The sequence below is a fragment of the Mycobacterium sp. genome, assembly GCF_002863225.1.
Classification (GTDB): Bacteria; Actinomycetota; Actinomycetes; order Mycobacteriales; family Mycobacteriaceae; genus Mycobacterium.
On the sequence record NZ_PKEK01000051.1, the window covers coordinates 71443 to 91337 of the forward strand.

Sequence of the window (19895 nt, forward strand, 5' to 3'; positions counted from 1 at the left end):
CGTCATTGCAGCTGCCCGGTCACCACCGGCAACCCCGGATCGCTGGCCACGTCGAGCGGAGACGGCGCCGCACCGGCAGCCAGCAGCTGCGCGGCGAACGCGGCGATCATCGCGCCGTTGTCGGTGCACAGCCGAAGCCGCGGGATGCGCAGAGTCAGTCCGGCCGCCTCGCAGCGCTGACCGGCGAGTTCCCGCAGCCGCGAGTTGGCTGCCACCCCGCCCGCGATCAACAGCGTGGACACCCCCAACTCGGTCGCGGCGCGGACCGCTTTGGCGGTCAGCACGTCGGCAACCGACTCCTGGAAACCGGCCGCAACGTTAGCGGTCGACGCGTCCGAATGGCTCTCGACGTAGCGTGCGACCGCGGTCTTGAGACCAGAGAAACTGAAGGCGTTGCGTTCGTCCCGCGGCCCGGTCATCCCACGCGGGAACACGATCGCCTGCCGGTCGCCGGTCTGCGCGAGCTCGTCGAGCACCTTGCCACCGGGGTAGCCGAGACCCAGCAGCCGGGCCACTTTGTCGTAGGCCTCCCCCGCGGCGTCGTCGACGGTGCTGCCCAGCTCGACGATCGGCTCGCCGAGCGAGCGGACGTGCAGCAGGTGGGTGTGGCCGCCGGACACCAGCAGCGCGACGCTCTCCGGCAACGGTCCGTGCTCGTAGACGTCGGCCGCCAAGTGACCACCCAAGTGGTTGACCGCGTAGAACGGCACGTCCCAGGCGGCTGAATACGCTTTGGCCGCAGCAACTCCCACCAGCAGGGCGCCCGCCAGACCCGGGCCGATGGTCGCTGCCACGACGTCGGGCTTCTGCAGGCCCGCGGCGTCCAGGGCGCGCCGCATCGCCGGACCGAGTGCTTCGAGGTGGGCCCGTGAGGCGACCTCCGGCACGACGCCGCCGTAGCGGACGTGTTCCTCGACGCTGGATGCCACCTCGTCGGCCAGCAGCGTCACGGTTCGGTCGTCGTTGAGTCGGGCGATCCCGACACCTGTTTCGTCACAGGATGTTTCGATCGCGAGGATGGTTGTCACCGGGTCAGTGCCTCCCGTCGCATCGTGTACGCGTCCGCGCCGCTGATCCGGTAGTACCGCTTGCGCACGCCCACCTCGGCGAAACCCACACTGCGGTACAACGCGATGGCCGCGTCGTTGTCGGTGCGGACCTCCAGGTGCACGACGGAGTTGCCGGCGATGTCCAGCAGCGTATTCAGCATGCGCCGGCCGATACCCCGGCCCTGGTGTTCGGGGTCGACACCGATGGTGTGGATTTCGTATTCGAACGGCGGCGTGCGGCCCAACCGGGAGATGCCGCCGTAGCCCACCAGCGTCTCGCCTTCGCGGGCCGCCACGTAGTGGTTGTGCGCAGCCGCGAGCTCACGGACGAATGCGACAGTGGGCCAAGGGTCGTCGCCCGGAAACAGTATGGACTCCAACTCGGCGCAGCGACCCGCGTCGGCCTCGGTCAACCGGTCGATGATCGCGGTCACTGGGCTGCCCGCTCGGCCAGTGTCTTGGCATCCGGGCGGCGCAGATACAGCGGCACCAACGCCGCGGGCGGCTGCGACCAGTCGACCGCGGCAACCAGGCCGACTGAATTGGGATACAGCGGCTCCACACACGGCAATCCGAACAGCGCGGCATGATCCGGCGAACCGGCGACCGAGTGCGCATCAGCCGGCGCGACATCGGCCGGGGCGCTGACCGCGGGCCCGTCGACACGTACGCCGTCGCGGTAACGGGCCCAGTAGATTTCGCGCCGGCGCGCATCGGTGACGACCAAGACCTCGCCGCTGGTCTGCACACCGATGGCGTCCAGGCTGCACACCCCGTACACCGGGATGTTCAACGCGTGGCCGTACGCCGAGGCGGTCGCCATCCCGACCCGCAAGCCGGTGAACGGACCAGGGCCGCAACCCACCACCACCGCGTCGAGTTCGGCCATCGACCGTCCGGCATCGGCCAGCGCAGCCAACACGTTCGGGGTGATGCGTTCGGCGTGCGCGCGGGCGTCGATACTGATCCGCTCGGCCACCAGCCGGCCGTCGGCAACGATGCCCGCGGTGACCGCAGGAGTCGAGGTGTCGATCGCCAGGACGACACTCACGGCAGGCTCCATTGCCACGTCGCAGTTCGGGTGTCGGAGTTGCTGATTCGCTCCAGCCGGATGTCGAGGTGCCGATCGGACAACCGCTCGGCCAGGCCCTCACCCCACTCCACCACGACCACGGCCTCGTCGAGCTCGGTGTCGAGGTCCAGACTCTCGAGTTCGTCGAGCAGGTCGGCGCCGGTGTGTTCCAGCAGCCGGTAGACGTCGACGTGAATCATCGACGGAGCCCCGTCGCGCCGCGCCGGGTGCACCCTGGCCAGCACGAAGGTCGGTGAGGTCACCGGGCCGTCGACGTCCATGGCCGCAGCGATCCCCTTGGCCAGCACCGTCTTTCCCGCGCCCAAAGGGCCGGAGAGCACGACGACGTCACCGGCCCGCAACTGGCTGCCCAGTTGCGAACCCAGCGCCACGGTGTCGTCGACGTTCGGCAGGGTCGCGATGCCCGACACCCCGTCAGTCACGGCGCAGGACCCGATCGCGCAGCCGCTGGCTCAGCACCGCGAACCTCCCCGGGCTCGCGTGCTTGACCAGCCGCACCAACCCGTCGTTGACCGAGGCCGGCTTGTCCAGTAGCACCAAATGTCCTGCGCGCGCGACGATCACCAGTTCGGATTCCGGCAGCGCCTCCGCCATTCTCCTGGAGTAGTCGGCGGGCGTGAGTAGATCGTGGTCACCGCAGACGATCAGCGTCGGGATCTTGGCCAGCGTCGGTAGTGCCGCCGTCTCGTCATGCGCCTGCAGGGCTTGCAAGAACTCGACCATCGTCCGGACCGGGGTGTCGAGCATCATCGACTCGGAGAACGACACAATGCTGCGACTGACCCGCTTGTCGTTGTAGGACGCGGCCCGCAGAATCGGCCCGATCAGCGACCGCGCAGCGGTGCGACCCCGCTGTACGAGCTTGGGCGCCGAGCGTGCGGCTCGCCGAACCGCTTCCAGCGCAGGATTGTTCAGGATCTCACCCAGTGGCGACTCCGCAACACCTTCGGCCGCCGACGAAATCAACGCCGCCCCGGTGATCCGGCCACCGTAATGCTGGGGGAACTGCCGGGCGTGCGACAGCACTGTCATGCCGCCCATCGAATGGCCCACCAGGACAATCGAACCGCGCGGCGCGATCACCTGCAGCAGGGTCTCCAGGTCCCGGCCCAACTGGGTGATCGTGTAGGTCTCCGACGGTGCTTCGTCGGAACGGCCGTGACCGCGTTGGTCGTAGAAGATCATCCGGACCTGTGGGCCCCATTCCTCGGACAGCCGCATGCGCTGAAAGTGGAAGGAGCCCATCCGAAGACAAAAACCGTGGGCGAACACGACCGTCAGCGGCGCGTCGGTGGGTCCGACCTCACGCACCGCCAGGTGCACACCGTCGGGGGTGGTCACCAGGTAACTGCGATCACCGTCGAGGGTCTCGAAATCCTCGTGTCGAAATGGATCGTCGACCACCGCGCGCCGGTTCAGCATCGAGTGGGCCACCGTCGCGCCCGCGATGGTGCCCACCGCACCGATTCCGGCGGCGCCGGCCAGCCAGCGTCCCCGCATCGGCCTACCTCGATGAAAGCCGTTGGAATGGTGGTCGCTCAATGCTTTTCAGCCTCGCGATAGGTTCGGACGATGCGGCCGCGCGGGCTGGTCACCACTTCGTAGTGGATGGTGTCGAGCAGGTCGGCCCAGTCCTGCGCGGTCGATTCACCGTCGGAGCCGGGCCCGAACAGGATCGCCTCGTCTCCTTCGGCGACGTCGGCGGGCCCGGGACCGAGGTCCACCAGGAACTGGTCCATGCAGACCCGTCCGACACCGGGCCGGCGACGGCCGTTGATCAGCACCTCCAGCCGTCCGCCGAGCGACCGGAACACCCCGTCCGCGTAGCCGATCGGCATCAGGGCCACCGTGGTGTCCTGTTGCGCGATCCAGGTGTGCCCGTAGGACACGCCTTCACCGGCCTTGATCGATTTAACTAGTGCGACAGTGCATTTCACCGTCATCGCCGGTAGCAGGCCCAGGTCGCCAAGCGGGGGTACCGGACTCAGGCCGTATAGCGCGATCCCGGGCCGGACCAGGTCGAAGGCCAGTTCCGGGCGGGTCATGGTCGCCGACGAATTCGACAGGTGCGCCACTTCGAAGGGCACCTTGTGGTCACGCGTCAGCGCCAGGATTTCGTTGAACCGTTGCGCTTGAAGGTTGTTGATCGGGCTGTCGGGCTGGTCGGCGTACACCATGTGCGACATCAGACCGCGTAGCGTCACGCAGTTCTCGGCGATGGCCTTGCCCAGCGCCGTCAGCACCGTCGGGTACTGCGTCAGCGGGACGCCGTTGCGGTTGAGGCCGGTGTCGACCTTCAGCGTCACCGCGGCGCTGCGTCCGGTGCGGCGAACCGCAGCCAGCAGCTCGTCGAGCTGGCGCGCCGAGGACACTGCGATCTGCACATCGGCCTCTAGCGCAGGGCCGAAGTCGATTCCAGGCGGATGCAGCCAGGCGAGCACCGGCGCGGTCAGGCCCGCAGCGCGCAGTGCCAGCGCCTCGTCGACGGTGGCGACGCCCAATTCCGCCGCGCCCGCGGCCAGGGCGGCACGGGCGACCTCGACGGCGCCGTGGCCGTAGCCGTCGGCCTTCACCACGGCCATCACCTGGGCCTGGCCGGCGCGCTCGCGCAGCACCCGCACGTTGTGCTGGATCGCGCCCAGATCCACGACTGCCTCGGCGAGGACGCCCGGAGTCAGGGAGATCGGCGTTGCGGACACGCTCGCCATTCTCCCAGAGACGGAATTTCAACCGCGAAAGTGCAACCACCGAGGCCGCTACTCGCGAAACACCTCGGCAGTTGCACTCTCGCGGCGTAGACACTCAGTGGGCGAAGTGCTCCGCCTGGTAATGCCCGCCGGGCTTGAGTTTGTCCAGGCTGGCCAGGGAGCTGCGGGCGTCGTCGTGCAGGGCCCGGGCCAGGTCGGCCGACAGGCCTTCCCGTACGACGATGCGCAGCACCGAGACGTCCGTCGCGTTGTCGGGCATGGTGTAGGCCGGCACCTGCCAGCCATATCCGCGCAGCTCGTGGGAGACGTCGAACTCGGTGTAGCCGCAATTCTTGGCCAGCCGGAAGCTGACCACCGGGATCGCCGAGCCGTCGGAGATCAGCTCGCAGTGGTCTCCCACCCGCAACTGCTCGCCCAGCCAGCGCGCGGTCTGCGACAACGTCTGCATCACCTGCGTGTAGCCCTCGCGGCCGAGTCGCAGGAAGTTGTAGTACTGGCCGATCACCTGATTGCCCGCCCGGGAGAAGTTCAGCGTGAACGTCGGCATGTCACCGCCGAGGTAGTTGACGTGGAACACCAGATCGTCGGGCAGATGCTCCTTGCTGCGCCACACGACGAAACCCACGCCGGGATAGGTCAAGCCGTACTTGTGGCCGCTGACGTTGATCGACACCACCCGGGGCAGCCGGAAGTCCCATTTCAGCTCCGGGTGCAGGAACGGCACCACGAAGCCACCGCTGGCCGCGTCGACGTGCACCGGAATGTCGGGACCGCCGCCGGCCGCCAATTTGTCCAGCGCCGCACAGATTTCGGCGATCGGCTCGAGTTCGCCGGTGTAGGTGGTGCCCAGAATTCCGACCACCCCGATGGTGTCTTCGTCGACGGCGTCGATCACCTGCTCCGGCGTGATGACGTAGCGGCCCACCTCCATCGGCAGGTAGCGCGGCTCGACGTCGAAGTAGCGACAGAACTTCTCCCAGACCACCTGGACGTTGGAGCCCATCACCAGGTTCGGTGTGCGGCCCTTCCAGCCCTTCCCGATCTTTTCGCGCCAGCGCCATTTGAGCGCCAGCCCACCGAGCATCACCGCCTCGCTGGACCCGATCGTCGACACCCCGATGGCGCTCGACGGGTCGTCGTCGCGCAGGCCGTCGGCGTGAAACAGGTCGGCCACCATGCATACGCAGCGCTGCTCGATGGCCGCGGTCGCCGGGTATTCGTCCTTGTCGATCATGTTCTTGTCGAACGTCTCGGCCATCAGCCGTCCGGCCTCCGGGTCCATCCAGGTCGTGACGAAAGTCGCCAGGTTCAGCCGGGAGCTGCCGTCGAGCATCAGCTCGTCGTGGATGAAGCGGTACGCCGCCTCGGGGTCCATCGACTCGTCGGGCATCCGCAACGCGGGCACCGGCGTGGTGAACAGCCGGCTGGTGTAGGCGGGGCTGACGGAATGCGACGGTACGGACGGGTGACTCATGTGGATCCTTTCGGCAGAAGCGCGGCGAGGGCAGGACGGATGTGGGCCAGGATTCGAGACGCCGAGGTCGGTGCGTCGCCGGGTCCCGGATCGGCGGCCGACGACGCGGCGGCGCGGGCGTGCACGAACGCCCCGGCCGCTGCGGCCTCGACGGCAGGCAGGCCCGCGGCCAACAGTGCACCGATCATTCCGGACAACACGTCGCCGGAACCGGCGGTGGACGCCCAGGACTGACCGGCCGGATTGAGGTAGACCGGGCCGCCGGGATCGGCGACGACGGTGACGTTGCCCTTCAGCAGCACGGTCGCGCCCAGTGCGTCGGCCAGTCTGCGAGTCGCACCGACGCGGTCATCACCGGGGGGCGCGCCGGCCAGCCGGGCGAACTCGCCGGCATGCGGGGTGAGCACGGTCGGGGCGCGACGCGATTCCAGCACATCGGGGTGCGCCGCCAGGATGGTCAGCCCGTCGGCGTCGACCAGCACCGGCACGTCGCTCTGCAAGGCGAACCACAGTGCGGCAGCGCCGGTTTCGTCGGTGCCGAGCCCGGGCCCGACCACCCAGGCCTGCACCCGCCCGGCGGCGGCCGGGGTGGGCGAGGCGATCACCTCGGGCCACCGGCTGAGCACTTCGCGGTGGGCACTGCCGGCGTAGCGGACCATCCCGGACGTCGCCGCGACCGCAGCGCCGGTGCACAACACCGCGGCGCCCGGATATGTCGACGAGCCGGCCATCACGCCGGTGACGCCCTGGCTGTACTTGTCGTCGCGGGGCCCGGGCACCGGCCAGCGTGCCGCGACGTCGGCCGCGTCGAAGCCGACGAGATCGGTGTCGGGCAGCTCGAGGCCGATGTCGACCAGCTGCACCCGCCCGCAGTCGGCCAGCGCATGCGCCGGCTTGAGACCGCCGAACGTGACGGTCAGCGCGGCCCGCACAGCCGGGCCGTCGACGGCACCGGTCGCCACGTCGATACCGCTCGGGATGTCGACGGCGACCACCGGGATCCCGCGCGCCCGGGTGAAGACCTCGGCCGCGTCGGGCCGCAGCGGTCCCGAGCCCGAGATACCGACCACTCCGTCGAGCACCAGATCGGTTGTCCCGTCGACGCTATCGACGATCCGGCCGCCGGCCCTGCGGAACGCGGCCAGGGCTTTCGGGTGGGTGCGTTCCGGCTTGAGCAGGATCGCGTCGGCGGCCGCCCCGCGACGCCGCAGGTAGGTCGCGGCCCACAACGCGTCACCGCCGTTGTCGCCGGAGCCGACGACCGCGCACACCCGCCGTCCGGCGACTCCCCCGGTGCGCGCCTTCAGCTCGGCGAGGATCGCGGCCGCCAATCCGTATGCCGCACGCGCCATCAGGGCGCCGTCGGGCAGGCTCGCCAGCAAGGGCGCCTCGGCCTCACGGATCGCGTCTGCGTAGTAGTAATGCCGCATCAACGTCAGCATTCCACGCTGGGAGAGGGATTCACACACAGCCCATACTCAGGGCCCGTCCGTACGGTCGGGCGCATGGCACGAAACAGACAACGACACCTGGGACCTGGCCACCAGCGTGGGCGCCACCGCGACCGGCGTCGCAGTCGGACGCGCACTGGCGAACCGGGCGGAGCACCCGCTGATCAACGACCCCTTCGCCGAGCCGCTGGTGCGCGCGGTGGGCGTGGACTTCTTCACCCGATTGGCCAGCGGTGAACTGGATGCCGCCGAGGTCGACGACGGCGGCGAGTTCGGGATGCGGCGGATGGGCGACATGATGGCCGTGCGTACCCGCTTTTTCGACGACTTCTTCCTCGAGGCGGCCGACGCCGGCATCCGCCAGGCGGTGATCCTGGCGTCGGGTCTCGACGCCCGCGGGTATCGACTGGCGTGGCCGGACGGCACCACCGTCTACGAGATCGACCAGCCCACCGTCATCGAGTTCAAAGCGCGCACGCTTGCCGATCTCGGCGCCGACCCGACCGCCGACCTGCGAGCGGTTGCGATCGATCTGCGCAACGACTGGGCCACCGCGCTGCGCGGGGCGGGCCACGACTCCACTCAGCCCACCGCCTGGAGCGCCGAGGGGCTGCTGCCCTTCCTGCCGCCGGAGGCCCAGGATGCGTTGCTGGACAACATCACTCAGCTCAGCGCCGGAGGCAGCCGACTGGCCACCGAGAACATCCCGAACGCCGGTGAGGCCGTGCCGGTGATGGCGGACCGGATGCGGCAGTCCACCGAGGCCTGGCGCAGGCACGGCTTCGACGTCGAGATGACCGATCTCTGGTACGACGGCGAACGGCACGACGTCGTCGAGTACCTGGGCCGCCACGGCTGGGAGGTGTCAGCCGTCGGTGCGGCGGACCTCGTTGTATCCCATGGCATTTCGGTAGCCACGTCCGGCGACGACGCGGCCAAGAACTTCGCCGGCATCAGCTATGTGAGCGCCACACGGCGGTAGCCCTTGATCCGGTGTGGCACCCCGCGTAACGTTGATCTGCAATTACGAAACCCTGCGTATCGTAATTCTGGCTTCCGCCGCAGGCGCTCAGCGATGATGCGAAAGGATCTTCACCGGTGCGCAGCCGTTACGCGGGCCAGCCTTTCACCAGTTCCGACACCGACATCGCCGCCGCGCTGGAGCAGGTCAGCATCCCGACGCTGCTGCTGTCGCTGGTGCACATCACCGGTGACCCACGCTTCATCCGCGACTTCCGGCCCGCGGGGATCTTTCTCAACGAAGTCCAGGGCTACATGTCCGAGCAGGACAAGGCCCGCGCCCGCGCCGAGGCGATTCCGGTGATCGCCGACTACCGCGACCGCGGCTGCCCCGAACCCCCTGCCCTGCCGCCGCAGCTCATCCGGGAAATGCTGGATTGGGCCGTCTGCGAGAACGTGCCTGAGGACTACCTGCCGCTGCTCGCCGAGGAGATGGACCTCGACGGCGTCGATCCACGTCGGCCGGACGCGCTGGACTCCGACCGCGCGGCGCAGGTGCCGGTAGTCGTGATCGGCTGCGGCGAGTCGGGGATTCTGGCCGGTATTCGATTGCGGCAGGCCAACATTCCGTTCACCATCCTGGAGAAGAACGCCGGCCCCGGCGGGACGTGGTGGGAGAACAGCTATCCCGGCGCGCGTGTCGATGTCGCCAACCACTTCTACTGCTACAGCTTCGAGCCCAGCAACGACTGGTCGCATTTCTTCGCCGAGCAACCGGAGCTGCAGAGCTACTTCGCCAGCATGATGGACAAACATCATCTGCACGATCACGTCCGTTGGCGGAGCGAAGTCGTCGCCGTCGAGTGGGACGACGAAGACGGCCTCTGGACCGTCACCACCCGCGAGGATGACGAGGGTCTGACCACGCTACGGGCGCGAGCCGTCATCACCGCCGTCGGCCAGCTCAACCGCCCACATGTACCAGAATTCGTTGGAGCCAACAACTTTCGCGGTCCAGCGTTTCACTCCGCCCGCTGGGACCATTCCGTCGATATCACCGGCAAGCGGGTCGCGCTGATCGGCGCCGGCGCCAGCGGTTTCCAGATCGCGCCGGCGATCGCCGACAATGTCGCACACCTCACCGTCTTTCAGCGCACCGCGCAGTGGATGTTCCCCAACCCGATGTACCACGACGAGGTCGGCGACGGCGTGCGCTGGGCGATGGACCACCTGCCCTATTACCAACGCTGGTACCGGTTCCTGGTGCTCTGGCCTGGTGCGGACAAGGGTCTGGACGCCGCGCGGGTCGACCCCGCCTACGCCAACCAGGACTACGCGGTCAGCGAGATCAACGCCATCGCCCGGGTGATGTTCACCGACTGGATCAGCACTCAGGTGGACGGCGACGAAGATCTGCTGGCCAAGGTCCTACCGGACTACCCGGCCACCGGCAAGCGGACGTTGCAGGACAACGGCACCTGGCTGCGGACGCTGCGCCGCGACAACGTCGAGTTGGTGCGCACGCCGATCACCGAGATCACCGCCGACGGCGTCGTCACCGACGACGGCCAACACCACGATGTCGATATCATCGTCTACGCCACCGGGTTTCGGCATACCGACGTGCTGTGGCCGATGACGGTCACCGGGCGGGACGGCGTCGACCTGCACGGCGTCTGGGGCAGTCGGCCGTTCGCCTACCTGGGTATCACAGTTCCGCAGTTCCCCAACTTCTTCGTCCTCTACGGCCCCGGTGCCCACCTGGCGCACGGCGGCAGCCTGATCTTCAACTCTGAGCTACAGATGCGCTACATCAACAGCTGCCTGGCGAAACTGTCTGAGCCCGAGGTGTATTCGATCGAACCGACCGCCGAGGCGGCAGCGGATTGGCATCGGCGCACCCAGCGCGAGATCAAGCAGATGGTGTGGGCACACCCGGGAGTGAAGCACTCCTACTTCAAGAACGCCGACGGCGAGATCCACACGGTCAGCCCGTGGCGTCTCAACGAATACTGGTCGGCCACTCGCGAACCGGACTGGTCGGCGTTCGTGACCCGAACTACTCGACGGTGACGGATTTCGCCAGGTTTCGCGGCTTGTCGACATCGTAGCCACGGGCCTGGGCAACCGCCGCCGCGAACACCTGCAGTGGAATGGTCGACAGGAGTGGCTGCAAAAGCGTTGACACTGCCGGGATCTCGAACAGATAGTCGGCGTACGGGCGAACCGTGTCGTCACCCTCTTCGGCGATCACCACGGTGACGGCCCCGCGCGTCTGGATCTCGCGGATGTTCGACAGCAGCTTGCCGTGCAGCATGGCCGAACTCTTCGGCGACGGCATCACCACGATCACCGGCAGGTCGTCCTCGATCAGTGCGATCGGGCCGTGTTTGAGCTCGCCGGCCGCGAAGCCCTCGGCGTGCATGTAGGCCAGTTCCTTGAGCTTCAGCGCGCCTTCCAGCGCCACCGGATAGCCGACATGACGACCCAGGAACAGGATCGTCGACGCCTGGGCGAAGCGGTGGGCCAGCTCGGCGAACGGCTCGATCTCGGAGATCACCCGGGCCACCAAGTCGGGCATCGCTTCGAGGTCGCGGTATTCGCGTTCGACCTCGTCGGGGTACTTGGTGCCGCGGGCTTGCGCCAGCGCCAGCCCGACCAGGTAGTTGGCGGCGACCTGGGCCAGGAACGTCTTGGTCGAGGCCACCCCGATCTCGGGGCCGGCGCGGGTGTAGAGCACCGCGTCGCACTCGCGGGGAATCTGCGAACCGTTGGTGTTGCAGATCGCCAATACCTTGGCCTTCTGCTCTTTGGCGTGCCGGACCGCTTCGAGGGTGTCGGCGGTCTCCCCGGACTGCGAGATCGCGATGACGAGCGTGCTGCGGTCCAAAACCGGGTCGCGGTAACGGAATTCGCTGGCGAGTTCGACCTCGACCGGCAACCGCGTCCAGTGCTCGATCGCGTACTTGGCCAGCAGGCCCGAGTGGTAGGCCGTGCCGCAGGCCACGATGAAGACCTTGTCGATCTCGCGCAGTTCCTGATCGGAGAGCCGCTGCTCGTCCAGCACGATCCGGCCGTCGACGAAGTGCCCGAGCAGGGTGTCGGCGACAGCGGTCGGTTGCTCGGCGATCTCCTTGAGCATGAAGTATTCGAAGCCGCCCTTCTCGGCGGCGTCGAGATCCCAATCGATGTGAAATTCGCGGTATTCGACATCTTCGTTGCCGTGGAAGTCGGTGATCCGGTAGCTGTCCGCGGTGATGACGACGGCCTGGTCCTGCCCGAGTTCGACGGCCTCACGGGTGTGCCCGATGAAGGCGGCGACATCGGAGCCCACGAACATCTCGCCGTTGCCGATGCCGACCACCAACGGCGTCGATCGGCGTGCCGCGACGATGGTGCCCGGCTCGTCGGCGTTGGCGAACACCAGGGTGAAATGGCCCTCGAGGCGACGCAGCACGGCCAGCACGGACGCGGTGAAATCACCCGCGGTCTCGCCGTGCTGATAGGCCTGGGCAACCAGGTGGACGGCGACCTCCGTATCGGTGTCGCTGGCAAACTCCACCCCGGCGGTCTCCAGCTCCTGGCGCAGAGGGGCGTAGTTCTCGATGATGCCGTTGTGGACCACGGCGATCTTGCCGGCCGCGTCACGGTGCGGATGCGCATTCCGATCGGTGGGGCGACCATGCGTCGCCCAGCGGGTGTGGCCCACACCTGTGGTGCCGCGCAGCGCAGCGGCGTCGGTCTCGACGAGCGCGGCCTCCAGGTTCGCCAGACGGCCGGCCCGGCGCCGGACGGTCAGCTGACCTGCGCCGTCGACGAGCGCGATGCCGGCCGAGTCGTATCCCCGGTACTCCATCCTGCGCAGCGCGTCGACGACGACATCGAGGGCAGGTTGGTGCCCGACGTAGCCGACGATTCCGCACATAGCCCTTCAGGGTAGTGCAGACAGCGCGCTCAGGACGCCCGGCAGTGGTCCGTGTAGAGCGAAACAGCCGCCCCGACGGGGGCGGCTGTTTGCCTGTGACCTGGTAAAAGGTCAGCGGTATGTCGTTGTGGTGAAGATGACGCCGGGGCTCAGTGCTGCCAGCCGGGCCCACCCGGACCGTGGTTGTCCCAGCCCGGTCCGTGGTTGTCCCAGCCGGGCCCGTGGTTGTCCCAGCCGGGCCCGTGGTTGTCCAAGCCCGGACCGTGGTTGTCCCAGCCCGGACCGCCTTGCCAGGGGCCCTGACCGTGCCAATGACCCTGGTCACGGGGTTCGCCGTCGAAATAGCCGTCATCGTGGCAGCGGCCTGCGTCCCAGTTGGGTCCCCATGCCGGGTCGAACCACTGCCCCGGGCACCAGTGGTAGTCCGGCAACGGGGCCGAGGGCATGGCCTCAGCGACGCTCGCCGCGCCCACGCCGGCGAGTCCGAGACCCGAGGCGATGGCGGTTGCAGCTGCGATTCGTTTGATGTTCATCACCGCTATTTCGTACCACCCGAGAACGCACAGCTAAACCCTTAGCTGGCAAAACTTGTTGCGAATCGCTGTGAATCTGGTTGGCGTGCGATGTGTCTCGTAGCTATGAAAAACCTGTGTTGACGTCGATGCACGTGCCCTGGGTCGCGACGGACTGTCGAGCGGCCGGCTGTTCGGCACACAACGTCACCCCGTTAGCCGCAGCAACTGCCGACTTGCTGTCAATGTGCTTGATATCGGCTGGAACGGCGCGTCGCCGAGGCGTCGGCGTGGGCGGGCCGGTGCGCTACCGTCATCGGGTGGCGAAGACCAGCAAGCTCGTCGGCGTCTTGAGCCGACGTGGCCCGCACCGAGTGCTGCGTGGCGACTTGGCTTTCGCGGGCTTGCCCGGCGTGGTGTACACGCCCGAGGCGGGTCTGCATCTGCCGGCGGTGGCGTTCGGCCACGACTGGCTGACCGGCGTGACCCGCTACTCGGGCCTGCTGGAGCACTTGGCGTCGTGGGGCATCGTCGCGGCGGCACCGGACACCGAACGCGGGATGGCGCCGTCGGTGTTGAACTTCGCCTTCGACCTGGGCACCGCGCTGGATATCGCCTCCGGGGTGCGACTCGGACCGGGCCGGATCAGCGTGCACCCCGACAAGCTCGGCGTGATCGGGCACGGGTTCGGCGCCTCGGCCGCGGTGTTCACCGCCGCCGGGATGAAGGTCAAGCCCGCGGCGGTCGCGGCCATCTTCCCGGCCGTCACCACCCCGTCGGCCGAGCAACCGGCCGCCGGCCTGCGAGTCCCGGGCGTGGTGTTCAGCGCGCCCGGCTCGGCAAAAGCGTTGCGCTCCAATTCCGTTGCACTCTGGAAGGCGTGGGACACCGCGGCGCTGAGGATCGTCAAGAAAGCCGACGCCGACGGCTTGGCCGAAGGCCGGCGACTGGCGACCGCGTTGGGCCTCGGCGGGCCGGACCGCAAGACGCAGAAAGCGATTCGCGCCCTGCTGACCGGCTTCTTGCTCAACACGCTCAGCGGCGACAAGACCTACCGCGACTTTGCCGACCCCGACGTGCAATTGCCAAAGACCTTGCCGCTCGGCGAGGAAGACGCAGCCCTGACGCCCGAAGAGAAGTTCGTCGCGCTACTCAAGGGCTGAGCTACCGGCCGGGCTGAGCTACTGGCCTGCCTGGGGCAGTTGATCTTCGGCGATCTCGCACGGCGCAGATCCACCGGCCGGCGTTCCTGCCGTCGGGTGCTGATCGGCGGGCGATCCACCGGGCGGCAGCGCATCCGGCGGTAACGCATTCGCGACCGGCGCCCCTACCGGCGCCTCGACGGCGTCGGTAGTCGCGGGCGGATTCTCGGCGGACGGGCTTCCGGTCGCCGCCGGCGCCACGTCGTCGCCGAGCGGTCCGGCGGCGCCAGCCGCGTCGTCCGGCAGATCGTCGTCTAGGAGATCGTCGTCTGGGTGATTGTCGTCTGGGTGATCGTCGTCGGGCAACAGATCCTCGTCATCGAGGCCCAAGGGGTCGTCATCGAGTCCTGTGCCGCCCGGTCCGCCGCCGAGTGCGCCCAGCAGTCCCCCGATGCTGTCGACGAAGCTTCCGAGGATGCCACCGACGCCGCCCGCCATACCACCAAGTCCTCCGAGTCCACCTGCGCCACTGGACAACCCGGACGCATCACCCAGCGGCGTCGCCGCCTCTGGCATCTCCGGACCGGTGTCCTCCGCAGCGTCCGGCGGAACCGACTGCGGCACATCCGGTGTCAGCGGTGACGCGGCCGGAGCTGCCGCAGGCACGGTCGAGGCCGAGGCGGCTGGCAGCGACATCACCGGCGTGGTGGCGGCGACCGGGTGCTCCTCCGGCGCGGGTTGCCAGCTCGGTCCGAGGTCGCCCGGGATGTCGAAACCCACGTCGGCGGTGGCTGCCAGGACGTGAACGGCGGAGTCGTAAGCCGCTGCGACCGAGGCGCTCGCCGCGCTCATCGCCACCAGCCAGTCATTACGAATGTCGTTGTCCACGAAAGGCAATACTTGCTGGCGTATCACCGCCTCGGCCGCCGGTCGCTCACCCGGCCCCGCGGTGACGGTGTGCGCGGCGGCAAGCCATGCCGGGCGATCGGCGACCCGACGCTCGTCGATGGCGACGGCGGTCGCGACCTTTCCGTCGACCGTCTGCCACAGCTCGTCGCGCAGAGCGGCGCACCGCTCGGCAGCGGCACGGACATGACCCGCCACCTGCGCCGCGGTGTCGCAGTGCCGTCGGAGAAACTGCGTTGCCGAGTCGGCGCCGAAACCCCGCCACGCCGTCGCTATCTCGGTGACCTGCGTTCGCTGCACCCACAGCGCCTCCTCGACGGCGGTGAGCGCGACACGGAGCTCGGCGGCGTCGCTGTCGAGCACCCGCAAGTCCAGCCCGGCTTCGCTCTCGTACCAGTCCTGCACCTGCGACGGGTGTGCGGTGAGGTCGGGCTGCTCGTAGCCGAGCGCCTGGCAGGCCTGCACGTAGGTTCGCGTGTGTTCGACCGCCGGCCGGCCTTCCTCAAGGCGTGCGGCGACGTCGTAGCGCTCACTCATGGCGCGGCGTGTCAGGCGATCCGGGCGGCGGCGAGGTGTTCGGCGTCGTCGTAGCGGTCGGCGCCGGCCCGCAGCGCCGCAGCGACCTCCAAGCTGGCCCGGGACCACTCGGCGAGCTCACTGCCGAGGCGGTGCAGGGCGAATCGCAGCGCGTCACCCTGGCCGATGTAGGCGCGACCCGACGTGGTGCCGTCGAAGGCCAGCCTGCCGAAATGCGTCCGGACCGCGCCGTCGAGGAGGTGTGCCGCCTCGTCGAAACGATTTGCGACGGCATGGACCGCCGCCACGTCGACGTATACGTCTCGTTGTGCCATAACAAATTCGACGCCGCGAGCGCCGAAACGGTTCCGCTCAGCGGGTGGCGCGCACCATATCGGCGACGTGCGCCGCCAAGCGGTGGGCGACGTGCTCGTCGTCGGCCTCGACCATCACCCGGATCATCTGCTCGGTTCCCGAGGGCCGCAACAGGATTCGGCCGGTATCGCCGAGTTCGTCCTCGACCTGCTGTACCGCGGTCTGCACCGACGGCGCCGCGACCGCAGCCGCCTTATCCGCGACGTCGACGTTGATCAGTACCTGCGGCAGGGTGTGCATCGCCGAGGCGAGGTCGGCCAGCGAGGTGCCGGTCTGCGCCATCCGCGACATCAGCCGCAGCCCGGTCAGGATGCCGTCGCCGGTGGTGGACAGCGTGGGCAGCACAATGTGTCCGGACTGCTCACCGCCGAGGCTGAACTTGCCAGATCGCAACTCTTCCAACACATATCGGTCACCGACGCTGGTAGTGCGAACCTCGACGCCGGCCGCGCGCATCGCCAGGTGCAGCCCGAGGTTGCTCATCACGGTGGCCACCAGGGTGTTGCCGGCCAACTCCCCGGACTCCTGCATGGCCAGCGCCAGAACCACCATGATGGCGTCGCCGTCGATGACCTCTCCCGCAGCGTCGATGGCCAGGCAGCGGTCGGCGTCGCCGTCGTGCGCCAGGCCGAGATCGGCGCCGTGCTCCAGCACTGCCGCCCGCACCACGTCGAGATGCGTTGAGCCGCAGCGATCGTTGATGTTGCGTCCATCGGGCTCGGCGTTGATCGCGATGACGCGGGCACCGGCGGCGCGGTAGGCGCGCGGGGCGGCGGTCGAGGCGGCACCGTGGGCACAGTCGACCACCACGGTCAGCCCGTCGAGCGGCACAGTGGTGGCCGTGCCGACCTGACGCAGGTAGCAGTCCAGCGCATCCTCGGCGTCGATCACCCGACCGATGTCGGCGCCCACCGGACGCAGGCCCGGTCCGCCCGCGACCAAATCCTCGAGCTGGTCTTCGGTCGCGTCGTCGAGCTTGTGCCCGCCCGGCCCGAAGATCTTGATCCCGTTGTCGGGCATCGGGTTGTGCGAGGCGGAGATCATCACCCCGAAATCGGCGTCGTAGGCGTGGGTCAGGTAGGCCACCGCCGGGGTCGGCAGCACACCGCAGCGCAGCGCGTCGACGCCCTCACTGGTGAGACCGGCGATCACCGCGGCTTCCAGCATTTCGCCGCTGGCCCGGGGGTCGCGACCGATCACCGCGACGCGCCGGCGGCCGGTTCCCGTCCTACTCAGCCGCCGAGCTGCCGCGCCGCCGAGGGCCAGCGCGAGCTCGGCGGTGAGCTCGCGGTTGGCGACTCCTCGAACGCCGTCAGTGCCGAATAGTCGACCCATAGTTCTCCTTTATGCCGCGAGCGTGCGCGTTTGTACGCCGACACGCCGAACTACGCGTACAACGATGCACGCTCGCAGCCAAAAAGATCAGCGCTTGCTGTACTGCGGCGCCTTACGGGCCTTCTTCAGGCCGTACTTCTTGCGCTCAGTGGCACGCGGGTCACGGGTGAGGAAGCCGGCCTTCTTCAGTGCGGGCCGGTCCTCGGGCTGGACGATGATCAGCGCCCGGGCGATCGCCAGACGCAGCGCACCGGCCTGCCCGGACGGGCCGCCACCGTCGAGGTGGGCGAAGACGTCGAAGGCGCCGTCGCGGTCCACGGTCACCAGCGGAGCCTTGATCAGCTGCTGGTGCACCTTGTTCGGGAAGTAGGCCTCCAGGCTGCGGCCGTCGAGGTCGAACTTGCCGGTGCCGGGCACCAGGCGAACCCGGACGACGGCTTCCTTGCGGCGGCCGACGGTCTGGATCGGGCGCTCGATGTAGACGGCGTCCTGCGGGGCCGGTGCGGCCGCCTCAGAAGGCTCAGCAGCCGCTGGGGTCTCAGTGACCTCTTCGGCGACGACCTCGGTCTCGGTTCCTGCGGTTTCAGTCATTACTGGGCCACCTGCTTGATCTCGTACGGGGTCGGCTGCTGAGCAGCGTGCGGGTGCTGCGGGCCGGCGTAGACGTGCAGCTTGCGCTTGATCTGACGGCCGAGCTTGTTTTTGGGGATCATGCCGACGATGGCCTTCTCGACCACGCGGTCGGGGTGCTTTTCCAGCAGCTCGCCGATCGTGCGGCTCTTCAGCCCGCCGGGGTAACCCGAGTGGCGGTAAGCGAGCTTCTTCTGCAGCTTGTCGCCGCCGATGGCGACCTTGTCGGCGTTGACGATGATGACGAAGTCGCCGCCGTCGGTGTTCGGGGTGAATGTCGGCTTGTGCTTGCCGCGCAGCAGATTGGCTGCCGCGACGGCCAGGCGACCGAGCACCACGTCCTGGGCGTCGATGACGTACCACGTCCGCGTGGTGTCACCCGCCTTGGGCGCGTATGTGGACACAGCGCTTACCTCTCGTTTTCGGGCCGTCGGCCCGTATGGATCCCGGTAACCCGGGTGCCGGTCATTCGTTTGCGGCTTTGGGATGTTCTCGGCGACCGACATTGACCCGAGTCCCGACGTACCGCACGCCAACGGAGCAGCTTACCGGCGGTTATCCGGGCAGGTCAAAACGCGTCATCCGGAGCTCGCGGCGACAGCCCGGGCGCCACGGAAACCGGGGTCTTCACCCGCGATGCACGTCACACAACGCCGCAGCGTAGCGTAGATAAAATCGTCGTGACTTTAATTTCGAGGAGGTCAACCATGGCGAACACTGGAACTGAAGAGCCCGAGCAACCTGCCCGACTGATCGACAAGATGTGGCACAAGCGCGCCGAACTGCTGTGGGGCCTGGCCGCCGTCATCCTGTTGCTCACCTTCGTGAGCCCGGTGGTGCTGATCGGCGCCGCGCTGCTGATCGCGACGGTCGCCGCGGGCTGGGCCGGATTCCACGAGCTGATGACCCGCGCGAAGCAGGACGAAGCACGGCGGGCGGTGGCTCCCGTGCGTTCCGTGAAGACCGATCGGCGCGAGCCGGATGCCTCCTCGGCACCCGCGCCGTGGCACGGGCATCATCACGCGGCTTAGGCCTCGGCATCCCTGACTGCGCGATTCCGCCGGTCTCTCCTTCCCGGCGGAACCGCGCAGAGTCTCGGCGTCAGCGACCCGGGTTTGCCCACGCTCCAGCAGCTCGACGATCGGCGGCCGCGACATCCTCGGCCCCGTCTCGAACCGCGTTTCCGAGTTCGACCAGGATCTCGTTCAGCGCCGTCGCCGCCTGATGCCACCGCACCTGCTCGATGCCATAAGCGGTCGCGGCTTCGCGGGTCCACTGTTCCTGCAGTGGGGCCACGTGCGCCCTCAACTCCTGCAGCGCGACATTGAACCGCGCGGAGGTGGCGTAAATTTCTTGGCGCACCGACGCTTCGATCTCGTCGAAGTTGTACGACAGTCGCGTGTCCATCAGCGCGGCCTCACAAATGTCCGGCAGCGGCACCGATGTGCGCCGCATGTATGTCCGCCGCATCCCGCAACGCGACCTCGTTGGAACGGATGGTCTCGGCGATCGCGTGCAGCGCTTGATGCAATTTCATCGTCTCCGCGTTCCACCGCTGTACGACATCCTTGAACCGCGACGCCGCCATCCCGCCCCACACCGACTGCGGCACACCGCTCATCCGGCCGATGAACGCCTGCAGCGCCGCGCGAATCTCCTCGTTACGGGTGTCGATCGCACCGGCGACCGATCGCATGAGGTCGAAGTCGGTGCTGAGTGCATTGCCGCCCACCGGTGCGCTCACTGACTCTCCTTTCGGTAAATGGGCCGCGCTCATTCGTGCTGACAAGAAATAGGACTCCCGCCGGCATGATTTGGT

At 68.2% G+C, this 19895-nt stretch carries 21 protein-coding genes; 4 read left to right on the forward strand and 17 right to left on the reverse strand.

From position 1 onward, the window contains the following. Positions 1 to 2 precede the first annotated feature (2 nt). The 8 genes from tsaD to CYU59_RS17530 all read right to left on the reverse strand — a co-directional run bounded on the left by tsaD (position 3) and on the right by CYU59_RS17530 (position 7754). The gene (tsaD, locus tag CYU59_RS17495) at positions 3 to 1028 is read right to left on the reverse strand and encodes a tRNA (adenosine(37)-N6)-threonylcarbamoyltransferase complex transferase subunit TsaD (RefSeq protein WP_292991991.1); all 1026 of its coding nucleotides are present in this window, start codon (positions 1026 to 1028) and stop codon (positions 3 to 5) included. After that, entirely contained in the window at positions 1025 to 1483 is a 459-nt protein-coding gene (rimI, locus tag CYU59_RS17500; RefSeq protein WP_292991994.1) for a ribosomal protein S18-alanine N-acetyltransferase, read from the reverse strand. The genes tsaD and rimI overlap by 4 nt, the downstream gene beginning before the upstream one ends. After that, positions 1480 to 2112, reverse strand: coding sequence for a tRNA (adenosine(37)-N6)-threonylcarbamoyltransferase complex dimerization subunit type 1 TsaB (gene tsaB, locus CYU59_RS17505; RefSeq protein ID WP_292991997.1), 633 nt, complete (start codon positions 2110 to 2112; stop codon positions 1480 to 1482). The genes rimI and tsaB overlap by 4 nt, the downstream gene beginning before the upstream one ends. Continuing rightward, entirely contained in the window at positions 2097 to 2564 is a 468-nt protein-coding gene (tsaE, locus tag CYU59_RS17510; RefSeq protein ID WP_292992000.1) for a tRNA (adenosine(37)-N6)-threonylcarbamoyltransferase complex ATPase subunit type 1 TsaE, read from the reverse strand. The genes tsaB and tsaE overlap by 16 nt, the downstream gene beginning before the upstream one ends. Further along, on the reverse strand, positions 2557 to 3642 hold the full coding sequence (locus tag CYU59_RS17515) for an alpha/beta hydrolase (RefSeq protein WP_292992003.1): 1086 nt from the start codon (positions 3640 to 3642) through the stop codon (positions 2557 to 2559). Before CYU59_RS17515 ends, tsaE begins: the two co-directional genes overlap by 8 nt. A gap of 38 nt (positions 3643 to 3680) precedes the next feature. Then, positions 3681 to 4841 (reverse strand): alanine racemase, encoded by a 1161-nt coding sequence (gene alr / locus CYU59_RS17520; protein ID WP_292992006.1) that lies wholly within the window; start codon positions 4839 to 4841, stop codon positions 3681 to 3683. A gap of 103 nt (positions 4842 to 4944) precedes the next feature. Continuing rightward, positions 4945 to 6330: a glutamate decarboxylase gene (locus tag CYU59_RS17525; protein WP_293001171.1), complete on the reverse strand. Its 1386-nt coding sequence runs from the start codon at positions 6328 to 6330 to the stop codon at positions 4945 to 4947. Next, entirely contained in the window at positions 6321 to 7754 is a 1434-nt protein-coding gene (locus tag CYU59_RS17530) for an NAD(P)H-hydrate dehydratase (protein WP_293001173.1), read from the reverse strand. The genes CYU59_RS17525 and CYU59_RS17530 overlap by 10 nt, the downstream gene beginning before the upstream one ends. A gap of 118 nt (positions 7755 to 7872) precedes the next feature. Between CYU59_RS17530 and CYU59_RS17535 the strand changes: the two genes are divergently transcribed. Beyond that, the gene (locus tag CYU59_RS17535) at positions 7873 to 8757 is read left to right on the forward strand and encodes a class I SAM-dependent methyltransferase (protein ID WP_292992009.1); all 885 of its coding nucleotides are present in this window, start codon (positions 7873 to 7875) and stop codon (positions 8755 to 8757) included. Positions 8758 to 8873: 116 nt separating this feature from the next. After that, complete coding sequence (locus CYU59_RS17540) at positions 8874 to 10808, forward strand: NAD(P)/FAD-dependent oxidoreductase (protein ID WP_292992011.1); 1935 nt, start codon at positions 8874 to 8876, stop codon at positions 10806 to 10808. Here CYU59_RS17540 and glmS read toward each other — a convergent pair. Together glmS and CYU59_RS17550 are read right to left on the reverse strand one after the other, a co-directional pair. Next, positions 10795 to 12660, reverse strand: coding sequence for a glutamine--fructose-6-phosphate transaminase (isomerizing) (glmS, locus tag CYU59_RS17545; RefSeq protein WP_292992014.1), 1866 nt, complete (start codon positions 12658 to 12660; stop codon positions 10795 to 10797). The two genes, CYU59_RS17540 and glmS, sit on opposite strands and share 14 nt — an antisense overlap. Positions 12661 to 12809: 149 nt before the next feature. Further along, the gene (locus tag CYU59_RS17550) at positions 12810 to 13193 is read right to left on the reverse strand and encodes a hypothetical protein (protein WP_292992017.1); all 384 of its coding nucleotides are present in this window, start codon (positions 13191 to 13193) and stop codon (positions 12810 to 12812) included. A 299-nt stretch (positions 13194 to 13492) separates the two neighbouring features. Between CYU59_RS17550 and CYU59_RS17555 the strand changes: the two genes are divergently transcribed. Beyond that, positions 13493 to 14335, forward strand: coding sequence for a hypothetical protein (locus tag CYU59_RS17555; protein ID WP_292992019.1), 843 nt, complete (start codon positions 13493 to 13495; stop codon positions 14333 to 14335). An 18-nt stretch (positions 14336 to 14353) separates the two neighbouring features. Here CYU59_RS17555 and CYU59_RS17560 read toward each other — a convergent pair whose 3' ends face one another. The 5 genes from CYU59_RS17560 to rplM all read right to left on the reverse strand — a co-directional run bounded on the left by CYU59_RS17560 (position 14354) and on the right by rplM (position 18480). Then, positions 14354 to 15757, reverse strand: a complete 1404-nt coding sequence (locus CYU59_RS17560) for a hypothetical protein (RefSeq protein ID WP_292992022.1) — start codon at positions 15755 to 15757, stop codon at positions 14354 to 14356. 11 nt (positions 15758 to 15768) lie between these two features. Continuing rightward, entirely contained in the window at positions 15769 to 16071 is a 303-nt protein-coding gene (locus CYU59_RS17565) for a type VII secretion target (protein ID WP_292992025.1), read from the reverse strand. Positions 16072 to 16108: 37 nt separating this feature from the next. After that, positions 16109 to 17446 carry a phosphoglucosamine mutase gene (glmM, locus tag CYU59_RS17570; protein WP_292992028.1) on the reverse strand — a complete coding sequence of 446 codons (1338 nt, stop codon included), beginning with the start codon at positions 17444 to 17446 and terminating at the stop codon, positions 16109 to 16111. Between the two features lie 87 nt (positions 17447 to 17533). Further along, the gene (rpsI, locus tag CYU59_RS17575) at positions 17534 to 18037 is read right to left on the reverse strand and encodes a 30S ribosomal protein S9 (protein ID WP_292992030.1); all 504 of its coding nucleotides are present in this window, start codon (positions 18035 to 18037) and stop codon (positions 17534 to 17536) included. Then, positions 18037 to 18480, reverse strand: a complete 444-nt coding sequence (rplM, locus tag CYU59_RS17580) for a 50S ribosomal protein L13 (RefSeq protein ID WP_292992033.1) — start codon at positions 18478 to 18480, stop codon at positions 18037 to 18039. Before rplM ends, rpsI begins: the two co-directional genes overlap by 1 nt. A gap of 303 nt (positions 18481 to 18783) precedes the next feature. Here rplM and CYU59_RS17585 point away from each other — a divergent pair, with 303 nt between their 5' ends. Continuing rightward, on the forward strand, positions 18784 to 19107 hold the full coding sequence (locus CYU59_RS17585) for a hypothetical protein (protein WP_292992035.1): 324 nt from the start codon (positions 18784 to 18786) through the stop codon (positions 19105 to 19107). Between the two features lie 70 nt (positions 19108 to 19177). Here CYU59_RS17585 and CYU59_RS17590 read toward each other — a convergent pair whose 3' ends face one another. Both CYU59_RS17590 and CYU59_RS17595 read right to left on the reverse strand, forming a co-directional pair. Further along, a complete protein-coding gene (locus CYU59_RS17590) occupies positions 19178 to 19483 on the reverse strand; it encodes a WXG100 family type VII secretion target (RefSeq protein ID WP_292992038.1) in 306 nt (101 codons plus the stop codon). A 10-nt stretch (positions 19484 to 19493) separates the two neighbouring features. Continuing rightward, the gene (locus CYU59_RS17595) at positions 19494 to 19820 is read right to left on the reverse strand and encodes a WXG100 family type VII secretion target (RefSeq protein WP_292992040.1); all 327 of its coding nucleotides are present in this window, start codon (positions 19818 to 19820) and stop codon (positions 19494 to 19496) included. Positions 19821 to 19895: the final 75 nt, after the last annotated feature.